The sequence below is a fragment of the Devriesea agamarum genome (assembly GCF_900070355.1).
GTDB classification, from domain to species: Bacteria; Actinomycetota; Actinomycetes; order Actinomycetales; family Dermabacteraceae; genus Devriesea; species Devriesea agamarum.
In genome coordinates, this window is the sequence record NZ_LN849456.1 from 700,931 (window position 1) to 721,412 (window position 20,482).

At 61.2% G+C, this 20,482-nt stretch carries 18 protein-coding genes and 1 tRNA gene; 4 read left to right on the top strand and 15 right to left on the bottom strand.

Annotated elements, in window-relative coordinates; translation table 11 throughout:
- Positions 1 to 72: 72 nt before the first annotated feature.
- A complete protein-coding gene (locus BN1724_RS03100) occupies positions 73 to 1,350 on the top strand; it encodes an MFS transporter (RefSeq protein ID WP_058234196.1) in 1,278 nt (425 codons plus the stop codon).
- Between the two features lie 321 nt (positions 1,351 to 1,671).
- Here BN1724_RS03100 and BN1724_RS03105 read toward each other — a convergent pair whose 3' ends face one another.
- The 8 genes from BN1724_RS03105 to BN1724_RS03135 all read right to left on the bottom strand — a co-directional run bounded on the left by BN1724_RS03105 (position 1,672) and on the right by BN1724_RS03135 (position 6,902).
- On the bottom strand, positions 1,672 to 2,451 hold the full coding sequence (locus BN1724_RS03105) for a class I SAM-dependent methyltransferase (RefSeq protein WP_058234197.1): 780 nt from the start codon (positions 2,449 to 2,451) through the stop codon (positions 1,672 to 1,674).
- 380 nt (positions 2,452 to 2,831) lie between these two features.
- Positions 2,832 to 2,904: transfer RNA gene (locus tag BN1724_RS03110), tRNA-Ala, on the bottom strand.
- Positions 2,905 to 2,936: 32 nt separating this feature from the next.
- Positions 2,937 to 3,587 (bottom strand): histidine phosphatase family protein, encoded by a 651-nt coding sequence (locus BN1724_RS03115; RefSeq protein WP_058235720.1) that lies wholly within the window; start codon positions 3,585 to 3,587, stop codon positions 2,937 to 2,939.
- A 53-nt stretch (positions 3,588 to 3,640) separates the two neighbouring features.
- On the bottom strand, positions 3,641 to 4,048 hold the full coding sequence (gene rsfS, locus BN1724_RS03120) for a ribosome silencing factor (protein WP_058234198.1): 408 nt from the start codon (positions 4,046 to 4,048) through the stop codon (positions 3,641 to 3,643).
- Entirely contained in the window at positions 4,045 to 4,650 is a 606-nt protein-coding gene (locus tag BN1724_RS03125) for a hypothetical protein (protein WP_157085728.1), read from the bottom strand. The genes rsfS and BN1724_RS03125 overlap by 4 nt, the downstream gene beginning before the upstream one ends.
- Positions 4,651 to 4,663: 13 nt before the next feature.
- Positions 4,664 to 5,278: a nicotinate-nucleotide adenylyltransferase gene (gene nadD, locus BN1724_RS03130; RefSeq protein WP_084252706.1), complete on the bottom strand. Its 615-nt coding sequence runs from the start codon at positions 5,276 to 5,278 to the stop codon at positions 4,664 to 4,666.
- Positions 5,279 to 5,300: 22 nt separating this feature from the next.
- Positions 5,301 to 5,459, bottom strand: coding sequence for a hypothetical protein (locus BN1724_RS12835; RefSeq protein WP_157085729.1), 159 nt, complete (start codon positions 5,457 to 5,459; stop codon positions 5,301 to 5,303).
- Positions 5,460 to 5,549: 90 nt separating this feature from the next.
- Positions 5,550 to 6,902 carry a glutamate-5-semialdehyde dehydrogenase gene (locus tag BN1724_RS03135; RefSeq protein ID WP_058235722.1) on the bottom strand — a complete coding sequence of 451 codons (1,353 nt, stop codon included), beginning with the start codon at positions 6,900 to 6,902 and terminating at the stop codon, positions 5,550 to 5,552.
- Positions 6,903 to 7,083: 181 nt separating this feature from the next.
- Here BN1724_RS03135 and BN1724_RS03140 point away from each other — a divergent pair, with 181 nt between their 5' ends.
- A complete protein-coding gene (locus BN1724_RS03140; RefSeq protein WP_084252707.1) occupies positions 7,084 to 8,064 on the top strand; it encodes a ribokinase in 981 nt (326 codons plus the stop codon).
- 80 nt (positions 8,065 to 8,144) lie between these two features.
- On the opposite strand, the gene proB is transcribed toward BN1724_RS03140, so the two are convergent.
- The 7 genes from proB to BN1724_RS03175 all read right to left on the bottom strand — a co-directional run bounded on the left by proB (position 8,145) and on the right by BN1724_RS03175 (position 17,546).
- A complete protein-coding gene (proB, locus tag BN1724_RS03145) occupies positions 8,145 to 9,317 on the bottom strand; it encodes a glutamate 5-kinase (RefSeq protein WP_058234201.1) in 1,173 nt (390 codons plus the stop codon).
- Complete coding sequence (obgE, locus tag BN1724_RS03150) at positions 9,314 to 10,897, bottom strand: GTPase ObgE (protein WP_058234202.1); 1,584 nt, start codon at positions 10,895 to 10,897, stop codon at positions 9,314 to 9,316. Before obgE ends, proB begins: the two co-directional genes overlap by 4 nt.
- A 126-nt stretch (positions 10,898 to 11,023) precedes the next feature.
- Positions 11,024 to 11,272: a 50S ribosomal protein L27 gene (rpmA, locus tag BN1724_RS03155; RefSeq protein ID WP_058234203.1), complete on the bottom strand. Its 249-nt coding sequence runs from the start codon at positions 11,270 to 11,272 to the stop codon at positions 11,024 to 11,026.
- A gap of 16 nt (positions 11,273 to 11,288) precedes the next feature.
- Positions 11,289 to 11,597 (bottom strand): 50S ribosomal protein L21, encoded by a 309-nt coding sequence (gene rplU / locus BN1724_RS03160; RefSeq protein WP_197671752.1) that lies wholly within the window; start codon positions 11,595 to 11,597, stop codon positions 11,289 to 11,291.
- Positions 11,598 to 11,854: 257 nt separating this feature from the next.
- Positions 11,855 to 14,824: an Rne/Rng family ribonuclease gene (locus BN1724_RS03165; RefSeq protein WP_058234204.1), complete on the bottom strand. Its 2,970-nt coding sequence runs from the start codon at positions 14,822 to 14,824 to the stop codon at positions 11,855 to 11,857.
- A gap of 415 nt (positions 14,825 to 15,239) precedes the next feature.
- Positions 15,240 to 15,965 carry a PspA/IM30 family protein gene (locus BN1724_RS03170; protein WP_058234205.1) on the bottom strand — a complete coding sequence of 242 codons (726 nt, stop codon included), beginning with the start codon at positions 15,963 to 15,965 and terminating at the stop codon, positions 15,240 to 15,242.
- A 117-nt stretch (positions 15,966 to 16,082) separates the two neighbouring features.
- Complete coding sequence (locus tag BN1724_RS03175) at positions 16,083 to 17,546, bottom strand: coiled-coil domain-containing protein (protein WP_058234206.1); 1,464 nt, start codon at positions 17,544 to 17,546, stop codon at positions 16,083 to 16,085.
- Between the two features lie 255 nt (positions 17,547 to 17,801).
- On the opposite strand from BN1724_RS03175, the gene BN1724_RS03180 reads away from it, so the two are divergent.
- Together BN1724_RS03180 and cydB are read left to right on the top strand one after the other, a co-directional pair.
- Positions 17,802 to 19,367, top strand: coding sequence for a cytochrome ubiquinol oxidase subunit I (locus BN1724_RS03180; RefSeq protein ID WP_058234207.1), 1,566 nt, complete (start codon positions 17,802 to 17,804; stop codon positions 19,365 to 19,367).
- A 13-nt stretch (positions 19,368 to 19,380) separates the two neighbouring features.
- Positions 19,381 to 20,442 (top strand): cytochrome d ubiquinol oxidase subunit II, encoded by a 1,062-nt coding sequence (gene cydB / locus BN1724_RS03185; RefSeq protein ID WP_058234208.1) that lies wholly within the window; start codon positions 19,381 to 19,383, stop codon positions 20,440 to 20,442.
- The last annotated feature ends 40 nt before the right edge of the window (positions 20,443 to 20,482 follow it).

The following is a 20,482-nucleotide window of genomic DNA, read 5'->3' on the forward strand; positions in this document are numbered from 1 at the left end:
GTTTGACGTTTATCAAACATGCCTCTAGGGTCCAAGTACGAACATCATCAAACTTACTGGAAGAGGTTCGGCATGTCGAGGACATCCGTACACCAGGAGACCACTCACTCAGGAGGCATAAACAGGCCGACCCAACGCTGGCGCTACTGGACGCTGCTCAGCATTCTCGCACTGGGACTCGGGGTATCGGCAACGCCCTCACTGCTCTACGCGCTATACAGCAAAGCCTGGCACTTCCCGCCCGTGGTCACCACGCTCATCTTCGCTGCCTACGCGGTCGGCGCCCTGGTATCGGTGCTGTGTGCGGGGCCGCTCTCAGATCGGTATGGCAGGAAACCAGTGCTCATCATCGCCCTACTCCTGGTCATCGCAGGACTGGGCGTGTTCATCCTCGCCTCGCATCCCGCATTTTTAATCATTGCACGGCTAGTGCACGGCTTTGGCATCGGAGCGATTGTCGTCGCTGCAGGGGCAGCACTGCTGGATCTTCGTCCCGAGGCCGCCGCCCTCACCGGAGGGCTCAACGCCATCGCCTTCAATCTGGGCATCGCACTCGGGGCCATAGGTTCAGCGATCATCGCGCAAGCACACCTGGCCCTGCTGCTAACCCCATACTTACTCCTGCTCGCACTGACCCTCACCGCCCTTATCGCCGTTATCGCGATGCACGAACCTCACGCCGCCCAACCCGCTCGAGGAGCCGGCAACCGAATACATCTGCCGCGCCCACAGGTACCAGCACAGATGCGAGGCCGTTTCATTTTCGCGGCCACAGGCGCAGGGGCAGCATGGGCTGTGCTCGGCGTCTTCCTGTCGCTCGAACCCGCCATCGCCACCTCAGCAATTCACGCCACCGGGCCTCTCTTTAGCGGCATCCTCATTTCAGTGTTTGCCCTCGCCGCCGCCTTTGCTCAATTCGTCAGCATGACATTCCCGGCCAGGCTCGTCGCTCTGATCGGGGACCTCGCCTCCGCGATCCTGCTCCTAAGCGGCATCGGCGCATTCGCCACCCGCAATCTATGGCTGATCCTGCTCGACGTGCTGCTTCTGGGCGCGGCATACGGACTTGCCTTCTCCGGATCCCTACGGACCCTCACCAATGACCTCCCCGCTGAACAACGCGGCTCGGTCACCTCAGCGTTCTACCTAGTCGCCTTTGGCGCCATGGCCATCCCAACAATCGTCGCAGGCGTAGCCGCGACCATCTGGAGCTCCGCCGCGATTTTCACACCGTTTAGCATAATCGCAACTCTGATCGCAGCCAGTGCGTTCCTCTTTGGCCTTCGCCTGCGCGTCAATCCACATCCTCAAACCGCAGCCCAGACAGGTGGTTCCGAAGATCGAACGTGATGATGCAGGTTCTTACCCTCAAGACCCTGAAGGACATCGCCACATTAAAAACTGCCCCGCCACCAAGCGGGGCAGTTTCGATGTTCCTCACTTTTATGGGTGCTGGCGCCCGGCCTCAGAACAACCTCTCAACGGCACGTGAGAGGTGCCCACAATAGGACCGATCAGAGATCAGCGTGCTCAAAACGGGCAACGGCGACTGGTGTGTCGATCGCAGTCACTAACACGGTGGCGACAAGGTCCCGGCTGCTGATCAGATAATCGACGTATCCCGCGGTGTCAGGGCCGGTTCCGGTGTCACCCCGGCGGGATCTGTGCTGATTATGAGTGCCCGTCCGTGTGGTCGTAACTGAGGAGCCAGAACGTAGTCTCGCCGAGGCGGTCGAGTCTCAGCCCGACCTGCGCGGCCTCCGCTGCGACCGTCCGCGGGTTCGGGTGGTGATAGGTGAACTCGGTGGTGTCCTCGACGAGGACCCGCTCCCCCTCCAGCGTGAGGTAGCACATCCGCCAACGCATCCGCTCGTCGTCGATCGGCCAGCCTTCCCCAATGCCCCGGTAGTTCAGCTGTCCGACGGTCGCGGCGACGAATTCAAACGGCTCCACTCTTGCGGGTGTCTCGGGGGCTTGCAGGTCGATCAGCGCCGCGCCGCCCTCTCTCAGGCGAGCGGCGAGCTCGGCGAGCACCGCGGCACGCTCACTCACATCAAAATGACCGATGACACCGAGCAGGATCGCGCCCCCGATACGGGGCGGGAGCGGGGCGGAGAAGAAGTCCTCCGGACGGACCGTGATCCGATCGAACCACTCCGGGTGCGCAGCGACCCGGGCCAGCAGGAGGGACCGCATGGCACGGCTTGGCTCCAGTGCGACCAGCTCCGCATCCGGCAGGTGATCGAGCACCCACTCGCTGTTCAGCCCGGACCCCGCGCCGACGTCAAGGATGGGACCGGCCTCCGGTCGCAGTCGGGCTCCGACCACCTCCAAAGCGGCGACCTGATCCGATCGGTACCGACCGATGAATAGGTCATAGGCACCAGCGGTAGCCGCGTACGGGTCTCCACCAGAGACGGTCGAGCCGTCATAAGCTGCATCGTGAGTCATACCACAATAGTATGCTCCTGGGAATCATTATTATTCAATGGACCTGTGCAGGCCGGTCGCCGAGGCGCCCTGGCAGTACGCGGCTGCAGAAGGTCAACTCCTCACCGAGACCGAACTACAGATCAACCGCGACCGGGCGACTACAAGGGCTCCGCGGAGTTCCACGACCTCTACAACAAATGCGAACCAGCCGAATCGCACATCCTCAGCCGCGCCCTGTCCACACACATCACCATCGACGATGAAGAGAACGTCATCTACACACCCGACGAGCCCACGACCAGCGTCCTCGCCCACATCGCTGCCGACACCCCACCAACATCGCCCACATAAACAAAACTGCCCCGTCATCAGACGGAGCAGCTTCTATTTTTTACTTGTGGAGCTAAGGGGATTCGAACCCCTGACCTCTTCCATGCCATGGAAGCGCGCTACCAACTGCGCCATAGCCCCGAAGGTTTGTTCCGCGAGCGGAACGTCAATAACTATAGCGTCCCAGCGACTCCGAGCGAAATCGGCGGGAGATTATGTGACAGCAACCTCATCGTCTGCCCCGATGGGTCAGTGTGTAGCGGGGAGAGCACACTGCCGTGCGCGTTAGATAAGCCTGCGACCCCGTGGAATCCGATCGGGTCGAGCCCGAGCAAGTTTGCTACACCGAGAGTTATTGCTGCGCCGTGTGCGACGACGACAACCAGGCCCTGCTCGCCGTGTTCCGCCATGAGTTCGCGGCATGCCAGGCCAACTCGTAGCGCGACGTCAACGCGTGCTTCAACCCCGTCGGCGTCCACATCGCGCTGTGAGCGCCACTGCGTGAACTGCTGGGGCCACCTTTGCTGAATCTCGTCGCGGGTGAGTCCCTCCCACGGACCAAAAGAGCGTTCGATAAGGCGTTCATCCACAATCGGAGTTAAACCTTTGAGCGCGGCCAGAGGTTCGGCGGTTCGACGGGCCCGCATCAACGGCGAACAGGCCACCGCGCTGATCGGGGTCTCGGCAAGTGCCTGCGCAATCTGTTCGGCCTGGTGCAGACCGTTCTCACTCAGCGGAACGTCCGTGCGTCCGGTGAGGCGGCCTGCGCGATTGAGTTCAGTTTGGCCGTGCCGTATAAGAAGCAGTTTTTTGGTACCGCTCATGATACCCTTCTTGCCCTCTGATAACGGTTCTTCGCGCTCAGAACACTGGTTCGTCATGAAGCGTCATCGATGGATGAAGCCTTTTCGTCTGCCTGCGCCGAATCGACCAGGCTGAGATCGAGGGTGGGACAGTCTTTCCATAGGCGTTCGAGCGCATAGAACGCGCGATCTTCCTCGTGCTGCACATGCACGACGATGTCGCCGTAGTCGAGCAGAACCCAGCGTGCGTCGCGTTCCCCTTCGCGGCGTAAGGGTTTACGCCCGACTTTCAAAAGCGATTCCTCGACGCCGTCCACAATGGCTTGCACGTGGCGTTCATTGCTGCCTGAACACAAAAGAAACAGATCCGTGATCACGAGGTGACCGCTGACATCGAAGGCCACGATATTGATGGCTAGTTTGTCGGCGGCGCCGGATGCTGCGGTGTGGACGAGGTCAAGAGATTCGTTGGGTGCGCTCACGCGATAGATCCTTGAAGCAGGGTCGAGGTTGGCAGGTTCGTTTCAACCCCGTCGAGAAGATGGGTCGGTAGGTGGGTTGGATAGATGGCTTGGGTGATGTGTTGCGGCGCCAAGTTTGCGGTCATCGCCGCGGTGTCGCCACCGTCTCCGCCGAGCAAACTGGTAGTGGTGATCAGGATGATCAGCGCTATCAGCACGAGCGCGATGACGATCCAGGTCATCCAGAACAGAGGGCTGTCCCCGAAACGCGAGCGGGCGCGCAGCACGGGACCTTCAAAACGGGGGGCGGGACGAGGCGCCGGGGCTTTGTCCTGGGGAATTTCCCCAAACTCCGTCCCGTCGACTTCGACGTCCTTGACCACGGCCTCTTCGGCGGTGATCGGCGGCGCTGTTTCGGCTTTACGGCGCCCGAACAGGCGCACTTTAGGGCGGGGTTCTCCGGGGCCGGGCGGCGCAACCGCGTGGCGTTCGAGGATGGGTAACTCGCCTGATGTGTTGCCGTCAGATCGGCGCCGCCCGCTCGATGCAGGAAGTGCAGGATCGGTGCGCGTCGGCACCGCTCTAGCCCGGCGTCCATGACGCCGAGGTCGATCCGGTGTCATGACGTGCGTGTGGTCAGCGTCCGCCATCGTCCTCACTTCTCACGTACAAAGCGTATTTATTGATGTACTGCACGACCCCGTCCGGAACTAAGTACCACACTGGGTCGCCGCGTCGTTTGCGCGCACGGCAGTCTGTGGAACTTATTGCCATCGCCGGCACTTCAATAAGTGTCACCCGTCCGGCGGGTAAACCCTCGGTTCGTAAGACGTGACCGGGCCGAGTCACGCCGATGAAATGCGCGAGCTCAAACATCTCCTGCGAGTTTTTCCAGGTGAGAATCGTGCGCAGTGCGTCGGCACCCGTGATGAAGAAAAAATCTGCATCGGGGTAGAGGGATGAGAGGTCTCGCAGGGTATCAATCGTATAGGTCTTGCCGGGCCGCTCAATATCGACTCGCGAGACCGTAAACCGAGGGTTTGCGGCGGTAGCCACTACCGTCATCAAATACCGGTGTTCAGGATCGGATATGTCCTGACCCTCTTTTTGCCAGGGCCTACCGGTGGGAACGAAAATGACCTCGTCGAGATCAAAAACGCTCTGCACCTCACTTGCTGCCACGAGGTGGCCATGGTGAATTGGGTCGAACGTCCCGCCCATGACTCCGAGACGTCGCCGACGGGTGTTCATCGTCTGCGTAGACCTCACCTGGTCAGTCTTGAGGGGAATCCTTGTCCGTCAATCCGCTAAACAGGAAGGTAATCCCGAGCAAGGCAAGCAATACAACGAGCGTTCCTACGCCGTAGACGATAGGAGGAAGCCCTTCGGCGGCGTGGGAAGCCTCCGCCATCAGCAGTGCCTTATCCATCATCAGTGCACCTTTCATCGCGACGACATATCTCTAGCATTCTCGCACATCGACGCCTCAGACTGCGGAAAGAGCGCGAGTCGTAAGCTCACGTCAGGGTCGAATATGGCCGGTTCCGACCAGATGCCACGTCCCGGTGGTGAGTTCTGGTAGTCCCATCGGACCGCGCGCGTGCAACTTCTGGGTAGAGATACCGATTTCAGCTCCGAAGCCAAATTCTCCGCCGTCGGAAAACCGGGTGGAAGCATTGGTCATCACAACAGCCGCATCGACCCCCCGAATGAATTGCTGCTGCGAGGCTAGTTCTCCGGTGATAATCGCTTCGGTGTGCCCGGTTGAATAGGTGCGCACATGAGAAATCGCCTCATCGAGGTTATCCACCACGCGAACGGCGAGGTCGAGCGAAAGATATTCCGTCTCCCAGTCTAATTCACCGGCGGGCACCACGTGAATCTCCGGGTCGGTTGCAGGGCCGCTATCGTCTTTATTTGCGGAAGCGGATTTGCCCTCGACTTTATCTGCGATCCGCATCTCGCCCAGAAGTGCTAACGCCCGCGGGCACACATGGAGGGTGACGCCGTGCGGAGCCAGACGCCGCGCCATCGTCGGAAGAAACTGCCCTGCGACCTCCGCCACCACGAGCACGGTTTCCACCGCGTTACATGCACCAACTTTCTGGGTTTTAGCGTTCTCGACGATATTGACCGCTGCGTTCAGATCAGCGCTGCGATCGACAACAATGTGGCAGTTCCCGGTGCCGGTCTCAATGGTGGGTACGGTGGCGTGTTCAACCACCCGCTTGATCAGGCCCGCTCCCCCACGCGGAATCACCACATCGACCAGGCCCCGTGCCCGCAGCAGCACATCGACACCTTCGCGTCCGTAGGCGTCGATTCCGGCCACGAGATCAGCAGAAAGACCGCGTTCAACCAGAGCGGAACGCACGATGCTCACCAGCGCCGTGTTAGATGCGGCCGCCGCTGATCCCCCGCGCAACACCACAGCGTTGCCCGATTTCAACGCGAGTCCTGCCGCATCGATGGTCACGTTCGGGCGCGCTTCATAGATCATGCCCACAACGCCGAGCGGCACCCGCACCTGTTGGAGCTGCAAACCATTGGCGAGCGTTGACCCGCATCGAACCTCGCCCACCGGATCGGCCAACGCAGCGGTCGCACGAAGCTGGGCGGCCATATCCTCGATCCGCGCTGGGGTCAGGTGAAGCCGGTCGCGCAGGCCCGGGGAGATGCCCTCTGCATCGGCTCGGGCGAGATCATCCTGGTTCGCTGCGAGAACGGTGTCAGCCTCAGCGAGAAGCCGATCAGCAATCGCATGCAAGGCATCGTCCTTGAGGCTGCGAGGCAGAGAACCAAAACTCTGCTGAGCCGTGCGCGCGGCGCGGCACACAGTAAGGACAGGGTGATCTGAACCGGTGGTCGTGCTCATCGCCATAGAGTAGTGGGGAGGTGGATCTGTTGTCAGCTATGAACCGCTGGTTGACGCCGCCCCGCGTTCGACCCCGGGTTTTGTCTGAGCGCACGTTATTGTCTATGAAATTGTCTATGAACATCACCCCAACCGCGGCACATACCTAAACCACAGCACATACCTGAGGAGCGCTTCGAGGATGCCCATGACATCTGCCGGGCCACCGAGCTTAGACCCAGAAATTATCGTGGTCGGGTCTGTGAATGCAGATTTGATGCTGCGGATTGACCGCCACCCTCAGCCAGGTGAAACTCTGTTGGGCAGCGGTGCGACGTATACTCCCGGCGGGAAAGGTGCGAACCAGGCCCTCGCGGCTGCCCGGGCGCTGTCCAACGGCATTGGGAACGACACACATCCGCGGGTCGCGTTGCTGGGCGCTGTCGGCGATGACCAAAACGCCAATATCGCCCTTCGTCTGCTTCGGGGCGCAGGGGTTGATCTCAGCATGGTTGCTGAGGTGGCCAAGCCGACCGGCTTAGCGGTGGTCACGGTCGATAACGAGGGTGAAAGCTCAATCGTTGTGGTGCCAGGTGCAAACGCCACCGTCGGCAGCGCGGCTGTGCGTCGATGGTCTGAGCGCGTGCGAGCCGCGACGGTGGTTGTGGCGCAGGGGGAAATTCCTCGCGATGGCATTGAAACAGCTGCGCAGATCGCCATGGGCAGGCTAGTGCTCAATCCAGCGCCGGTGCTCGATCTCGACCCGGAGGTGCTGCGGCGCGCAGATCCGCTCGTGGTCAACCAGCATGAAGCCCGCGGAGTTCTTGCGCAGCTCACCGGCGTACCGACCCCAACCCAGAGCACTGATCGGGAGGTGGCGGACCAGCTCGTGGCCACCGGAGTGCGATCTGTGGTGCTGACCCGGGGAGCTGGTGGCGCCCTAGTCTTTAACGCTCAGGCACCGGGGTGCGCAACAATTCCCGCGGCCCAAGTTACTGCTGTTGACACCACCGGCGCAGGCGATGCCTTTATCGGCGCTCTGGCGGCTTCACTCGCCACCGGCCAAGACCTAGTGTCCGCGTCCCGTACGGCATCGCGGGTGGCCGGCTATTCGGTGCAGTACCCGGGTGCTCAGGACAGTTATCCAGAGCCTGGGAGCAAGCTTCCGTCCTTGCCCCACTAACCCCCGTCGAAGACCATCGATAAGCTTTCCGATCCGCACACCCCTCCGGGTCGTGAGACTCGGGAACACCCCGTAGGAACTCAATCCGAGTGGCGGCGAGAGGCAGCACCACCGAGCAGCACCAGATCATCCCGGTGCACCACCGCACGCACAAACCGCTCGCCCTTGGACATTCGCAGCACCTCGGCGCGCAAACCAGCCATCTCTCGAATATCGTCGCTGGAATGGGCCACGAGCCCTCGGGCAATGAGGCGCTGCGAGGTGTCGCAGATGTCCACCGGCGCACCCGCCCCGAAGGCACCATCCACTCGAACAATGCCCACAGCTAAAAGTGAGCAGCGTCGTGACACCAGGGCCTGAACCGCACCCTCATCGACAATCAGCTGGCCCGCACCGCGTGTAGCGCATCGCAACCACACCAGGCGGGTACGGCGCCGCCCCGGATGCGCGGGGAAGAACGTTCCCATCTGTTCACCCGACAATGCTGGCGACAGCAAACCGGCGTGGGTTAACACCACGGCGGTGCCGGTCGTAACAGCGATATGCGCCGCATCCAGTTTGGTGACCATGCCACCGGTTCCAACGGCGGACCCAACCGATCCAATGCTGAGCTCGCGCAGATCATCAAAATTCTCGACGCAGTCAATCTTGTGCGCACCTGGACTGCCCGGCGGCGCGGTATACAACCCGTCTACATCGGTGAGAACCACCAGCAGGTCAGCTCCAATTGCTTGAGCAACCAGCGCCGCGAGCCGGTCGTTGTCGCCGAAACGAATCTCAGCGGTGGCTACCGCATCATTTTCGTTGACGATGGGCACGATGCCGGCGGTGAGCAACGCCCCCAAACATGCGCGGGCATTGCGATAAGTTTCTCGCTGTACAACATCGGATTCAGTGAGCAGAACCTGCCCCACATGCAAACCATGGACGGCAAAAGCCTGGGTATAGGCGGCAATCAAAAGGCCCTGGCCCACACTGGCGGCAGCTTGCTGGGCGATCACATCGCTGGGACGGCGATCTAGGCCGAGAATATCCAGTGCCGCGGCAATCGCGCCCGAGGTCACCAGCACGATTTCTCGTCCGTCGCGATGCGTGCGAGCAATCACATCCACAAGGTCGTTAATCCTGGCCCGGTCTAAATGTCCGTCGGCGGTCGTCAGGGACGAGGATCCGACCTTGATCACAATTCTCTGAGCGTCGGCGATACCCTCTCGGGTGGTGAGTTTCGCCGGCACTCGCGCGGGAGGGGTCACCGCTGCTGGTCCTCACCATCCACAGAGCGCCGGGCGGTTACAGATTCACTCGGATCCTGCCGAGCCGGGTCACTCCAGTGTCCGGATTTACGTTCCTGCTCCATCGCCGCTAAACGGTTCAGTCGAGCAGCGGTTTTAGCTCTCTGTTCAGCTTTTTTCTCATCGCGGGTGGGGCGGGAATGATCTTCCAGCCGGATATCCGTGCCGCGCGCACCGAGCAGTTCTGCGCCTCCGACCATAGATGGTTCAAAGTCGAATACGACGGCGTCATCCGTCGACCCAATCACGACAGTGTCGCCCGCTACCGCACCCGAGGCAAACAGTTGGTCCTCGACACCAAGCCGGGTTAAACGGTCAGCGAGGTAACCGACGGCTTCATCATTGGCAAAGTCCGTCTGGCGCACCCATCGTTCGGGTTTGTCTCCTCGCACTCGATAAAGGATCGTATCCCCGTCGCGTTCGACGGTCACGGTGAATCCTTTATCGTCAACAGCGTCGGGAGCCAAAACAATCGGAGCGGCCTGCGGCGGAGGCTGCTTGGCACGCGCTTCCTCCACCAGACGACCCAGCATGAACGTCAGTTCGCGCAGACCTTTGTGACTGACCGCCGAAACCTCGAGAACCGGCAATCCCCGTTCCTGGAGCGCTTCACGCATCATCTCGGCCATATCGGCGCCATCCGGGAGATCAACTTTATTCATCACCACCACGGTGGGCCGCTCCATCAGCGGAACCCGGCCAGCGCTATCGGCCTCGGCGTCGAGGCGGTCAGAGTAAGCGCGCAGCTCCGCTTCTACGGTCTGTAGGTCGTGCAACGGATCGCGGTCGGATTCCGGAGCTGCCGCATCCAAGACATGCACAATCACATGGCATCGCTCAATATGGCGCAGGAAGTCAAGCCCGAGACCCTTACCTTCGCTGGCGCCCGGGATAAGGCCCGGCACATCGGCAACCGTGTAGCGCATCTGGCCGGCCTCCACCACGCCCAAATTCGGGGTGAGGGTGGTGAACGGATAGTCGGCGATTTTGGGTCGGGCCGCAGACATCGCGGCAATTAGCGATGATTTACCGGCGCTGGGATACCCAACCAGGGCCACATCGGCAACCGTCTTCACTTCCAAGATCAGGCTGCGTTCTTGTCCTGGCTCCCCCAGCAGTGCAAAACCCGGCGCTTTGCGCTTTGTTGAGGCCAGAGCGGCGTTTCCGAGCCCACCGCGACCGCCCCGCGCCGCCACATAGCGGGCCCCGGTACCCACCAGGTCCACGATCACGTCACCGTCGGCAGTTTTCACCACCGTACCGTCGGGCACTCCGAGCACTAGATCCTCACCGTTGGCACCGGCCCGCATATCACCTTTGCCGAAGCCGCCGCTTTCCGCGGTGCGATGCGGCCGATGATGGTACGGCATCAACGTGGTGACATCTGGATCGACCACGAGCACGACATCACCACCGTGCCCGCCGTTGGCCCCGTCAGGACCGGCTAGCGGTTTGAACTTTTCGCGACGGATCGAGGCGCAGCCGTTACCACCATCTCCTGCTTTGACGTGGACAACAGCGCGATCAACAAAGGTCGCCATCGAGGGGCCTTCCTCTCAGTTCAGGGATGCTTCCGGGTATTGCGCCCGGATGCGCGTCGAGGGGCGGGCCCGAAGGTCCGCCCCTCGACGGGGTCTCTATCCGCGCTGAGTCGGACAGGATGGTCGTTAGGCGACGACGCTGACGACGTCGCGGTCACGCTTGCGGCCGAACTCGACCTTGCCGGCGGTCAGCGCGAACAGGGTGTCGTCCTTGCCACGGCCAACGCCAACACCCGGGTGGAACTTGGTGCCCCGCTGACGGATGAGGATCTCACCCGCGAGAACTTCCTGCCCGCCGAAGCGCTTGACGCCGAGACGCTGGGCGTTCGAGTCGCGCCCGTTCTTGGAGGAGCTTGCGCCCTTCTTATGTGCCATGAGGGAAACCTCTTCCTTACTTGATCCCGGTGACCTTGAGCCGGGTCAGTTTCTGACGGTGGCCCTGGCGCTTCTTGTAGCCGGTCTTGTTCTTGTATTTGAGGATGCGGATCTTCGGACCCTTTTCCTCGCCCTGGATCTCCGCGGTCACGGTGATCTTGGAGAGGGCGTCTCCGTCTGAGGTGATCTTGGTGCCGTCGACCAGGAGAACGGGGGCGAACTCCACGGTGTCGCCCGTCTCCCCGGCGACGCGGTTGATCACGATCTCGTCACCGACGGACACCTTCTCCTGACGACCGCCGGCGCGGACGATTGCGTACACCACGTGTCTGCTCTTTCCTGTTCGGATGATTGCTGCTCGGATTCCCGCCGGTCGGCACCCTACCGCGGACGACCATCCGCTGTGAGTGCGGGGGCCGCGCATGCGATATCGGGCGTCCGCTGATGAGGCGGGCACGATGCGGACGCACGAGGTGCGCCAGCGAAAATGATACGGGGAGGGTGCAAGGCAGGTCAACCACGACATGGCCGCCGACCTGCCCCAATGAGCTAAATCCCTGTGGGACTGCTCACTGGATGCACTCAGTCAGAGACGTCATCCTCCCCCACAGCAACAACTTCTCCCGCGACGGTGACCTCAGGGGTACCGTGCTGGGTCGTCGCTGCCGCAATGGAAGCGATCGTCGCGCGCGCGATCTCACGGGACTTTTCGTCCTGTGCGAGCACGTGCACGTCGGCGCTCTCCTTGTCCTTGGCCCGGTCCTCGATAAGCTCAGCGACGGCGTCTTTCGCGGCGCCACTGGGCTTCACCTTCTTGGTGGACTTGCGTCCTTTACGGGCTGCGGGGGCCTCGTCCTGCACGGGCTCACTCGGACCGGAGCCATCCATATCAATGACGACACCGCGACCGTTGCAATGCTCGCACGGGGTAGAGAACATTTCGACCAGACCCTGACCCACACGTTTGCGGGTCATCTGCACCAGACCGAGCGAAGTGACCTCTGCGACCTGGTGTTTAGTGCGATCCCGCGAGAGGCACTCCACCAGACGCCGCAGTACCAAATCTCGGTTGGACTCCAACACCATGTCGATAAAGTCGACCACGATAATGCCGCCGATATCGCGCAGACGCAGCTGACGAACAATTTCTTCGGCCGCTTCGAGGTTGTTTTTAGTGACCGTTTCTTCAAGCGATCCGCCGGTACCGGTGAATTTACCGGTGTTGACATCGACCACGGTCATCGCTTCGGTGCGGTCGATGACTAGCGATCCGCCGGACGGCAGATACACCTTGCGGTCCATCGCTTTCAGCAGCTGCTCATCGATGCGGTGCTTGGCGAAGACGTCTTTCTCGCCCACGTGCTTAGTGACGCGTTCCAGCAAATCGGGCGCAACTGCGGTGACGTACTCGTGCACGTCTTTCCATGCTTTGTCGCCCTGCACGATGAGCGAGGTGAAATCCTCGTTAAAGACATCGCGCACAACCTTGATCGCAAGATCTGGTTCCTGAGACAGCGCGACCGGTGCCGACTTCGACTTCTGTGCTTTTTGGATCGACGCCCACTGCGCTTTAAGCCGCTCCACATCGCGGGTCAGTTCTTCTTCACTCGCGCCCTCGGCGGCAGTCCTTACAATCACGCCCGCGCCCTCAGGGATGACCTGACGCATAATCTTCTTGAGTCGACTGCGTTCGGTATCTGGCAGCTTGCGCGAAATACCCGTCATGGACGCCCCCGGCACGAACACCAGGTAACGACCGGGCAGGGAAATCTGGCTGGTCAACCGGGCACCTTTATGCCCAATCGGATCCTTGGTGACCTGCACCAAAACAGCATCCCCGGACTTCAGCGCATTCTCGATCCGGCGCGGCTGGCCGTCGAGTCCGGCGAGGTCCCAGTTCACTTCCCCGGCGTACAGGACCGCGTTTCGGCCCTTACCGATATCTACGAAGGCTGCTTCCATGCTCGGTAATACGTTTTGCACCTTGCCGAGGTAGACATTGCCGACCATCGAGGTCTGAGTTTTGCGGCCTACATAATGCTCGACGAGCACATCGTCTTCCAGCACCGCAATCTGGGTGCGGCCCTTACTCTCGCGCACCACCATGGAGCGTTTTACCGCTTCACGGCGCGCCAAAAATTCAGCTTCAGTAATGACATTGCGACGTCGGCCCGCATCACGGCCTTCCCGGCGGCGCTGTTTTTTCGCCTCAAGACGGGTTGAGCCTTTCACCGCTTTCACCTCGTCGCGGCCCTCGCGGACTTTGACTACCGTGTTCGGCGGATCGTCCGGCGCGGGCTTGACGGCATCCTCACCGGCGGCACTTGAGCGACGGCGGCGCCGGCGACGGCGACTGGAACTGCCTACTCGCTCGTCATCGGTGTCAACGGCAGCGTCATCCTGCTCGGTTTGTGAAGCGTCCTCATCATCGCCAGGCACAGACCCGGCAAGCTCGTCCTCGGGAGCATCCGAGGTCTCGGAATCCTCACGTGCTAGGCCGCGGCCACGGCGTCCGCGGCCACCTCGGCGGCGGCGACGACGGCTGGTGCCACCTTCCCCTGCCCCGTCCTCGCGTCCGGAGTCTTCACGGGTGATCTCGTCCTCGTCGGTCTCATCAGCTGATTCGTCCAGCAGAAGCTCTTCTTGAGCCGAGCTACCACCGCGCGTCCGACGCGGCGGAATCACAATTGCGCTTCCCGCATCGAACATCACCGAGGTGGTGCCAACTGGCAGTTCAGGCAGCCCCGCCAGAGGCTGGGTCGGTTCCACAGTGTCAGTCGGACCGAGGCTCGGAGCCTGGAAGAACAGCGACGAAAAGTCCAGCTGAACAGATGGACGATCTGCTGGGCGCTCGACCGGTTTCTCTTCCGCATCCGGGGTTTCGACCGGCACAGTCCGGGTGGTTCGACGGGATGACCTGCGACCCCGGCGGGTTCCCGACGCGGGTTTATCCGACTCCTTCACCGTCTCCGACCGGCGCCGGGAGGCGAGTGCTTCCAGATCATCGAGCACGCCCAGCGTGGGCCGCTCGTCCTCATCCACGTGATCGGCATCGTCGGTGTGGCCGGGCTCATGATCAAAATCGCTGGTGACAGCCGAACCAGAGCCTTCGGCATTGGTGGGGCGAGGGGCAGCATTTTCAACGTGTCCAGCAGGGCCCGACACAGTAACCGTCCCGTTGTTCTGGCCCCGCTCTGATGCGTGATCAGTAGGAGACTCGGCGACTGGTTCCGCAGTAACAGGTTCGACCAGCTCAACATTTTGAGGCGGCCCTGCGGGAGCCCCCGCACGGCGCCGAGGCCGACGTGCCCTTTTCGTCGGAACCGCCGACTTCACCGGGACTTCGGGCTGCTCGGGAACGATTGTGAGAGGTACAGCGTCACTATTCGCTGGCGTAGACAGTGAATCCTCAGTGTCAGCAAGGTTCACACTCGGAGGGCCAGCGGGAGCCCCGGCACGGCGCCGAGGCTTTTTGGGTCGCGGGGTCGGGATTGGACTGTGTTCCTCGAACACCCGCCCATTATCTGTATCAGTAGCGTTATCTTCAGCCATCGGGCTGCTCCTAAGCCGCAGCATCCAGCGCACCCTGGGCCTGCGCAGTCATCGTCCATCAGGACGGAAGTCGTGAGCCCTCCGCGTCGCGCGGCTCCTAAGAGGAGCGCTGCGGTGCCGTGGGCGCGCCAGTCTTGCAACGCCAGGGGCGTGTGCGGGGGTTACCGTCTCAACACCGCGCTAAGGTCGGCCCGCCGCCCGTCGGGGCAAGTGGCTGCGCACCCGGTACATCGGGAGGTTCCTTCGCGCGGTACGGCACGAAGGAGCGCCGCCGTTTAGTATGACATACGCGCTCCACCGGGGCTCGACCGCTGGTGAACACGCGTGTCGTGCGGTGAAGCATTCAACGTTGACATGCTCCACCGCAAAGCCGGGTCACCTTATGGCATATACCCGGCACAACACGTCATACCGATCAGGCTTGGCCGTTGCGGTTCTTCAGCGCCGCCAACCGGGAATCCACATCCATCTGGTGCGCACTAGCCTCCAGGGATTCAAATTGCGCATCGAGCGAACTCGCCTGAATTTCCTGTCGGCCGACCACCTTGGCCTCTTCGCGCCGCACCTTTTCTTCAAAGCGAGTCAGTTCACTGGTCGGATCGAGCAGATCGATAGCACCCAAGGCATCGTTCATCCGGTTCTGAGCAGCCGCCGCTTTAGAACGCGCCACCAGCTGATCCCGTTTAGTGCGGAGCTCATCGAGTTTGACCCGCATCTGCTGCAGACCAACCTTCAGCTTTTCCACCGTTTCATTCTGGGCTGCGATGGTCGGTTCCACCGCGGCGACTTCATCCTCAGCTTGGATCTGGCGGGAGATCGCAATCCGGGCCAGATTGTCGAACTTATCGGCCTCAGCTGCGCTTCCCTCGGCGCGCAGCTGATCTGCCCGCTGAGATGCGGCAAGAGCTTTGCCTTCCCATTCTTGCGCGGCTTTCTTATCTTCGTCACGGTCGCGCTCAGACAGGCGCAGGTTACCGATGGTCTGAGCGACGGCAGCCTCCGCCTCCCGAATGTTCTCCGTATAGTCACGGATCATCTGGTCGAGCATCTTCTCTGGATCCTCAGCCTGATCCAGAAGCGCATTAATATTTGCGCGGGTGAGCTGGGCAATCCGTCCGAGGATCGACTGCTTTTTGACCATCATGAAGTCCTTTCGATTGCGATGCTCCTCGCGTTCTCGCCGCACAGGAGCCAACATTCCCACTCTAGTCTGATGCGCGCATCTACCCCGCCGATTTCACCGGCCAGACCGCGCGTTTTACCAGGGTCCAGGCCAGTTACCACGGCCCCCGCGAGACATCATCCCTGCCCGTGCTAGCGACCCCAGCACATCCCCGATGACATCGCTGGCTGTCTGCTCACTTTGCCGGCCCGGCTGCCAGGTATCGTCGGCGTCTGCGGCTCGGGCCTCCACATCGTCTTGAGCCTTAGCGAACGCATCCCGGGCGCGGCGTGCAGCCTCTTGCGCGCGCTCCCCTATCTGAGCCATCTCCCGCTCTGAGGTCACCGACTGTTTCAGCAGCGATTCAGCCTCACTCAGCAGCTGCTGCGCTTCCCCAAGCAGCGCCCGGGCAGGAGCCTGAATGCGGGTACGGTGAGACTCCATATATGTCGATGCCACTCTGACTTCGGAGCGAGCCGATTCCAGAGCTCTCGTCATAGTCCGAGCCACGGTCGAATTGGCGACGTACGCCTCTTGAGTGGCTGTGACAACGTCCTGCAAACGCACCGTCGCCTCTGTCACCCGGCCCAGTGCTGCCCGTGGATCGCGACGCGCCGCATCATCAAGTTCGGATGCCACTGATCGACCTAACGCTACGGCCTGCACTATGCGCGGGTCTGACCCAGAAACCGCCTCCGCCTGCACCAGCAAATCCAGCATCGCGCGCCGAGCCTCCGGCAATTTGACGCGAGACCTCGCGATTTCCTCCTCAAGATCATCAGCAACATCGAGCAGACTCACCGCCTCATCGACGTCATGTTCCGCACGATGCAGCGCCGCAATAGCCTCGCCCCGGCCAGATGGATCACCCAAACCCTTTTCCGCGATACTCAGGCATTCCATCGCATCGGCTAAAGCCCGTTCGGCTCGATCCGGGTGTGCTGCAACAGCTACCACTGCCTCATGTGAGCATTCCTCGGCGACGCCTCTGAGCTCCCCGCGAATGCCAGGGATCCGTGCCCTGGTTGCGTCCACGCGTTCTCGCAAGCTCACCAGCCGAGAACTGGCATGTGCCGCTTCGTCTCGCAACCGCCCAATCGCGGTGGTTGCGCTTTGCAGCTCGGTCAGCGCTGCATGGAGACGATCTCGAATGGCTTGCGCCGCATTCCGCGCGCCTTGTTCCCCGGCTACCTCGAGATTCTGGGAGTCGATGAGTCGTCTTTGAGCAAAGGAGGCATCTAAATCTCTCCGGGCGCGGGCCACTGCCTGCTGGAGCTGAACGGTCCTGTCAGCACCAAATTCTGCGTCCGCATATAGACGTTCTTGATCTGCCGCGGTGATGGCATCGTCACACTGGAGCAGTAACCGGTCCACATCGTCAAGGACGCACGCGAGCGGTATCGCGGGGGCTGTGTGAACATCACCACCCGCCGCGCTTGCCGCTGAACGACGCCGTCGGGAGGATGCTGCACGCACTCCGCCCACCAGCGCCAGGGCACCAACCGAGACCGCTATGAAACCTCCTCCAACCACGGGTAATACCAGGTCTGCGAGCCCCATAGGATCCTCATTTCACGTTCGGTTTACACCATTGCACCGAGCCCGAAAAGCGCCGGGCCGGGCGACGCCTCTAGCATCTCAGATGGTCTTGCCTCCGGCAGGCCAAGCGCTTTCCGACAGTAGAGTACGGTGACGCGATCTCCCACCGGAAACCTTCCTGGGACTATCGTCCCCAGCCTTTAAGACATACCGTCATTATCCTTACCCTGCGCATCAAGATGCGCAGACCCGTTACGTAACTCGAAGGAACCTGTCATGGAAGCCCTCGATTTGGCCCGCTGGCAGTTCGGTATCACTACCGTCTACCACTTCATCTTTGTCCCTCTGACCATTGGCCTGTCGCTGATGGTGGCGATTATGCAGACTGTCGCCACATTCTCGAAAGATGAGGTTAAGCGTGCCTCCTGGACGCGCCTGACCAAGTTCTTCGGGCAGATGCTACTGATCAACTTCGGTGTCGGCATCGCCACCGGCATTGTCCAAGAGTTCCAGTTCGGCATGAACTGGAGCGAGTACTCACGCTTCGTCGGCGACATCTTCGGCGCCCCCCTCGCATTTGAAGGCCTCGCCGCCTTCTTCATGGAATCCACCTTCCTCGGCCTGTGGATGTTCGGCTGGGACCGCCTCCCAAAGAAGATTCACCTGCTGATGATCTGGCTGGTTGCCGTCGGAACCACGTTATCGGCCTACTTCATTTTGGCTGCTAACTCCTTTATGCAGCACCCGGTGGCCGCCGTCTTCAACCCAGAAACTGGCCGCGCTGAACTGGATCAGAGCCAGGGCGGCATCCTGGCCCTGCTGACCAACGTCACCACGCTTGCGGCCTTCCCCCATGTGATCGCCGGTGCCTGGCTGGTGGCGGCAGCGTTCGTTGCAGGTATCGCCACATGGCATCTGGTGCGCCACACCCGCAAAGCACAGAAGCTGGGCGCGTCCTCGACTGAGGGCAAGGTTCACCTTGAGCAGGCTCGCCGTGTCTTCCGCCCCGCGGTGCGCTTCGGTGTGATCGCCATGGTGATCGCTGGTGTCTTAGTGATCGTCACCGGCGACTTTCAAGCCAAGATCATGTTCAAGCAGCAGCCCATGAAAATGGCCAGTGCTGAGGCTCTGTGCAACACCACCACCGGTGCCGACTTCTCAATTCTCGCTGTTGGCAGCCCGGATGCGTTCTCTGCGGACTGTTCTAGCGTTAGCCACCTGATCTCTCTTCCGAAAGTGACCTCATTCCTTGCCACCAACGATCCGAACGCAACGCTCCAGGGCGTTGAGGATCTTCAAAAGGAATACCAAAAGAAGTTCGGCGACACCGTGACCACCGCCGATGGGCAGAGCGTCAAGGCTGATTACCGTCCGAACCTGTTCGTCACCTACTGGTCATTCCGTCTGATGATGGGCTTTGCCATCTTCTCCGCGATCTTGTGCCTGTGGGCCCTGTGGGCGACCCGTAAAAAACAGGAGCTGGCCGGAACCACCACCTCCCGGGTGCTCGCGTGGTTTGCGGTGCTGGCCATCCCCATGCCGTTCCTTGCGAACGCCTTCGGCTGGATCTTCACCGAAATGGGCCGTCAGCCATGGGTTGTGGCCCCGAGTCCGGATGGTGACCCGCTAGTGCGCCTGATGACCATGCAGGGTGTGTCTAATCATCCGTCATGGGTTGTCGTTACCTCCCTGGTCGTGTTCACCCTGGTCTACGGCATTCTCGCCGTGGTGTGGTTCGGTCTGATGCGCCGTTACGCAGCCAAGGGAATCCCACTGCCCGACACCGGCAAGGACGGCGAGAACGAATCGTCCAAGACCCCGGCCCTCTCCTTCGGATACTGAGCAGGAGCACGTCATGGATCACTCCACACTCCAAATTCTTTGGTTCATTCTGATTGCCGTCCTCTTCATCGGCTACTTCATCCTCGAAGGATTCGATTTCGGCGTCGGCATCAACGTGTATGCGCTTGGGCGCCGGGACGAAACTCGTCAACGCATGATTTTGCGGTCGATCGGCCCGGTGTGGGACGGCAATGAGGTGTGGCTGCTTACCGGCGGCGGCGCCCTGTTTGCCGCCTTCCCCGAATGGTACGCCTCGCTCTTTACCGGGTTTTACCTCGCTCTTCTTCTGATTCTGCTGGCCTTGATCGTGCGCGTGTGCGCCTTTAAGTACCGCGACAAGATCGACTCTCCCCGGTGGCGGGCAGGCTGGAACCTCATGCACTTCCTCGGTGGCCTGCTACCCGCGCTGCTGTGGGGCGTCGCCTTCGCGAACATCGTCCAAGGCGTTGGCCTGAACCAGCACAAAGAGGTCACCACCACGCTGCTGGGGCTGCTGAACCCCTTCGGTCTGCTCGGTGGCATCGTGTTCGTCCTGCTGTTCTGGCTGCACGGAACTCTGTTCTTGGCCTTGAAGGTTGACGGCAAGCTGCGTGAGGATGCTAACCGCCTGGCGGGAATCTTGATCTACCCCACGATCGTGGCCGGCGCGGCGTTCCTGCTGTGGACCCAGTTCGCCTACAGCAACAAGCTGTGGACCTGGATTCCGCTCATCATTGCGGCTCTGGCTCTCGTCGCCATCATTCCTTTGAACCGTATGCGGCGTGAAGGATGGTCTTTTGCGGCAACCAGTCTGGCCATTGCCATGGCAGCGGTCGTTCTGTTCGGGTCCCTGTTCCCGAATGTGTTGCCGTCCACTACGGATCCCGCGTTCTCGCTCACGATCTACAACGCGTCCTCCACCAAGTACACTCTGGAGGTCATGACGATCGCGACGATCTGTCTGCTCCCGTTCGTTCTCGCATACCAAGCATGGACGTATTGGGTATTCCGTCGTCGCATCACCGAGGACGAAATCCCTGCCTCGGCGGGGCTCCTTCCTCGGGCTAAGGACGCTTACCGGAAGGCCTTCTCCTGACCTCCACGAGCACTCCTACCGAGGCTGAGACCTCGGCAGT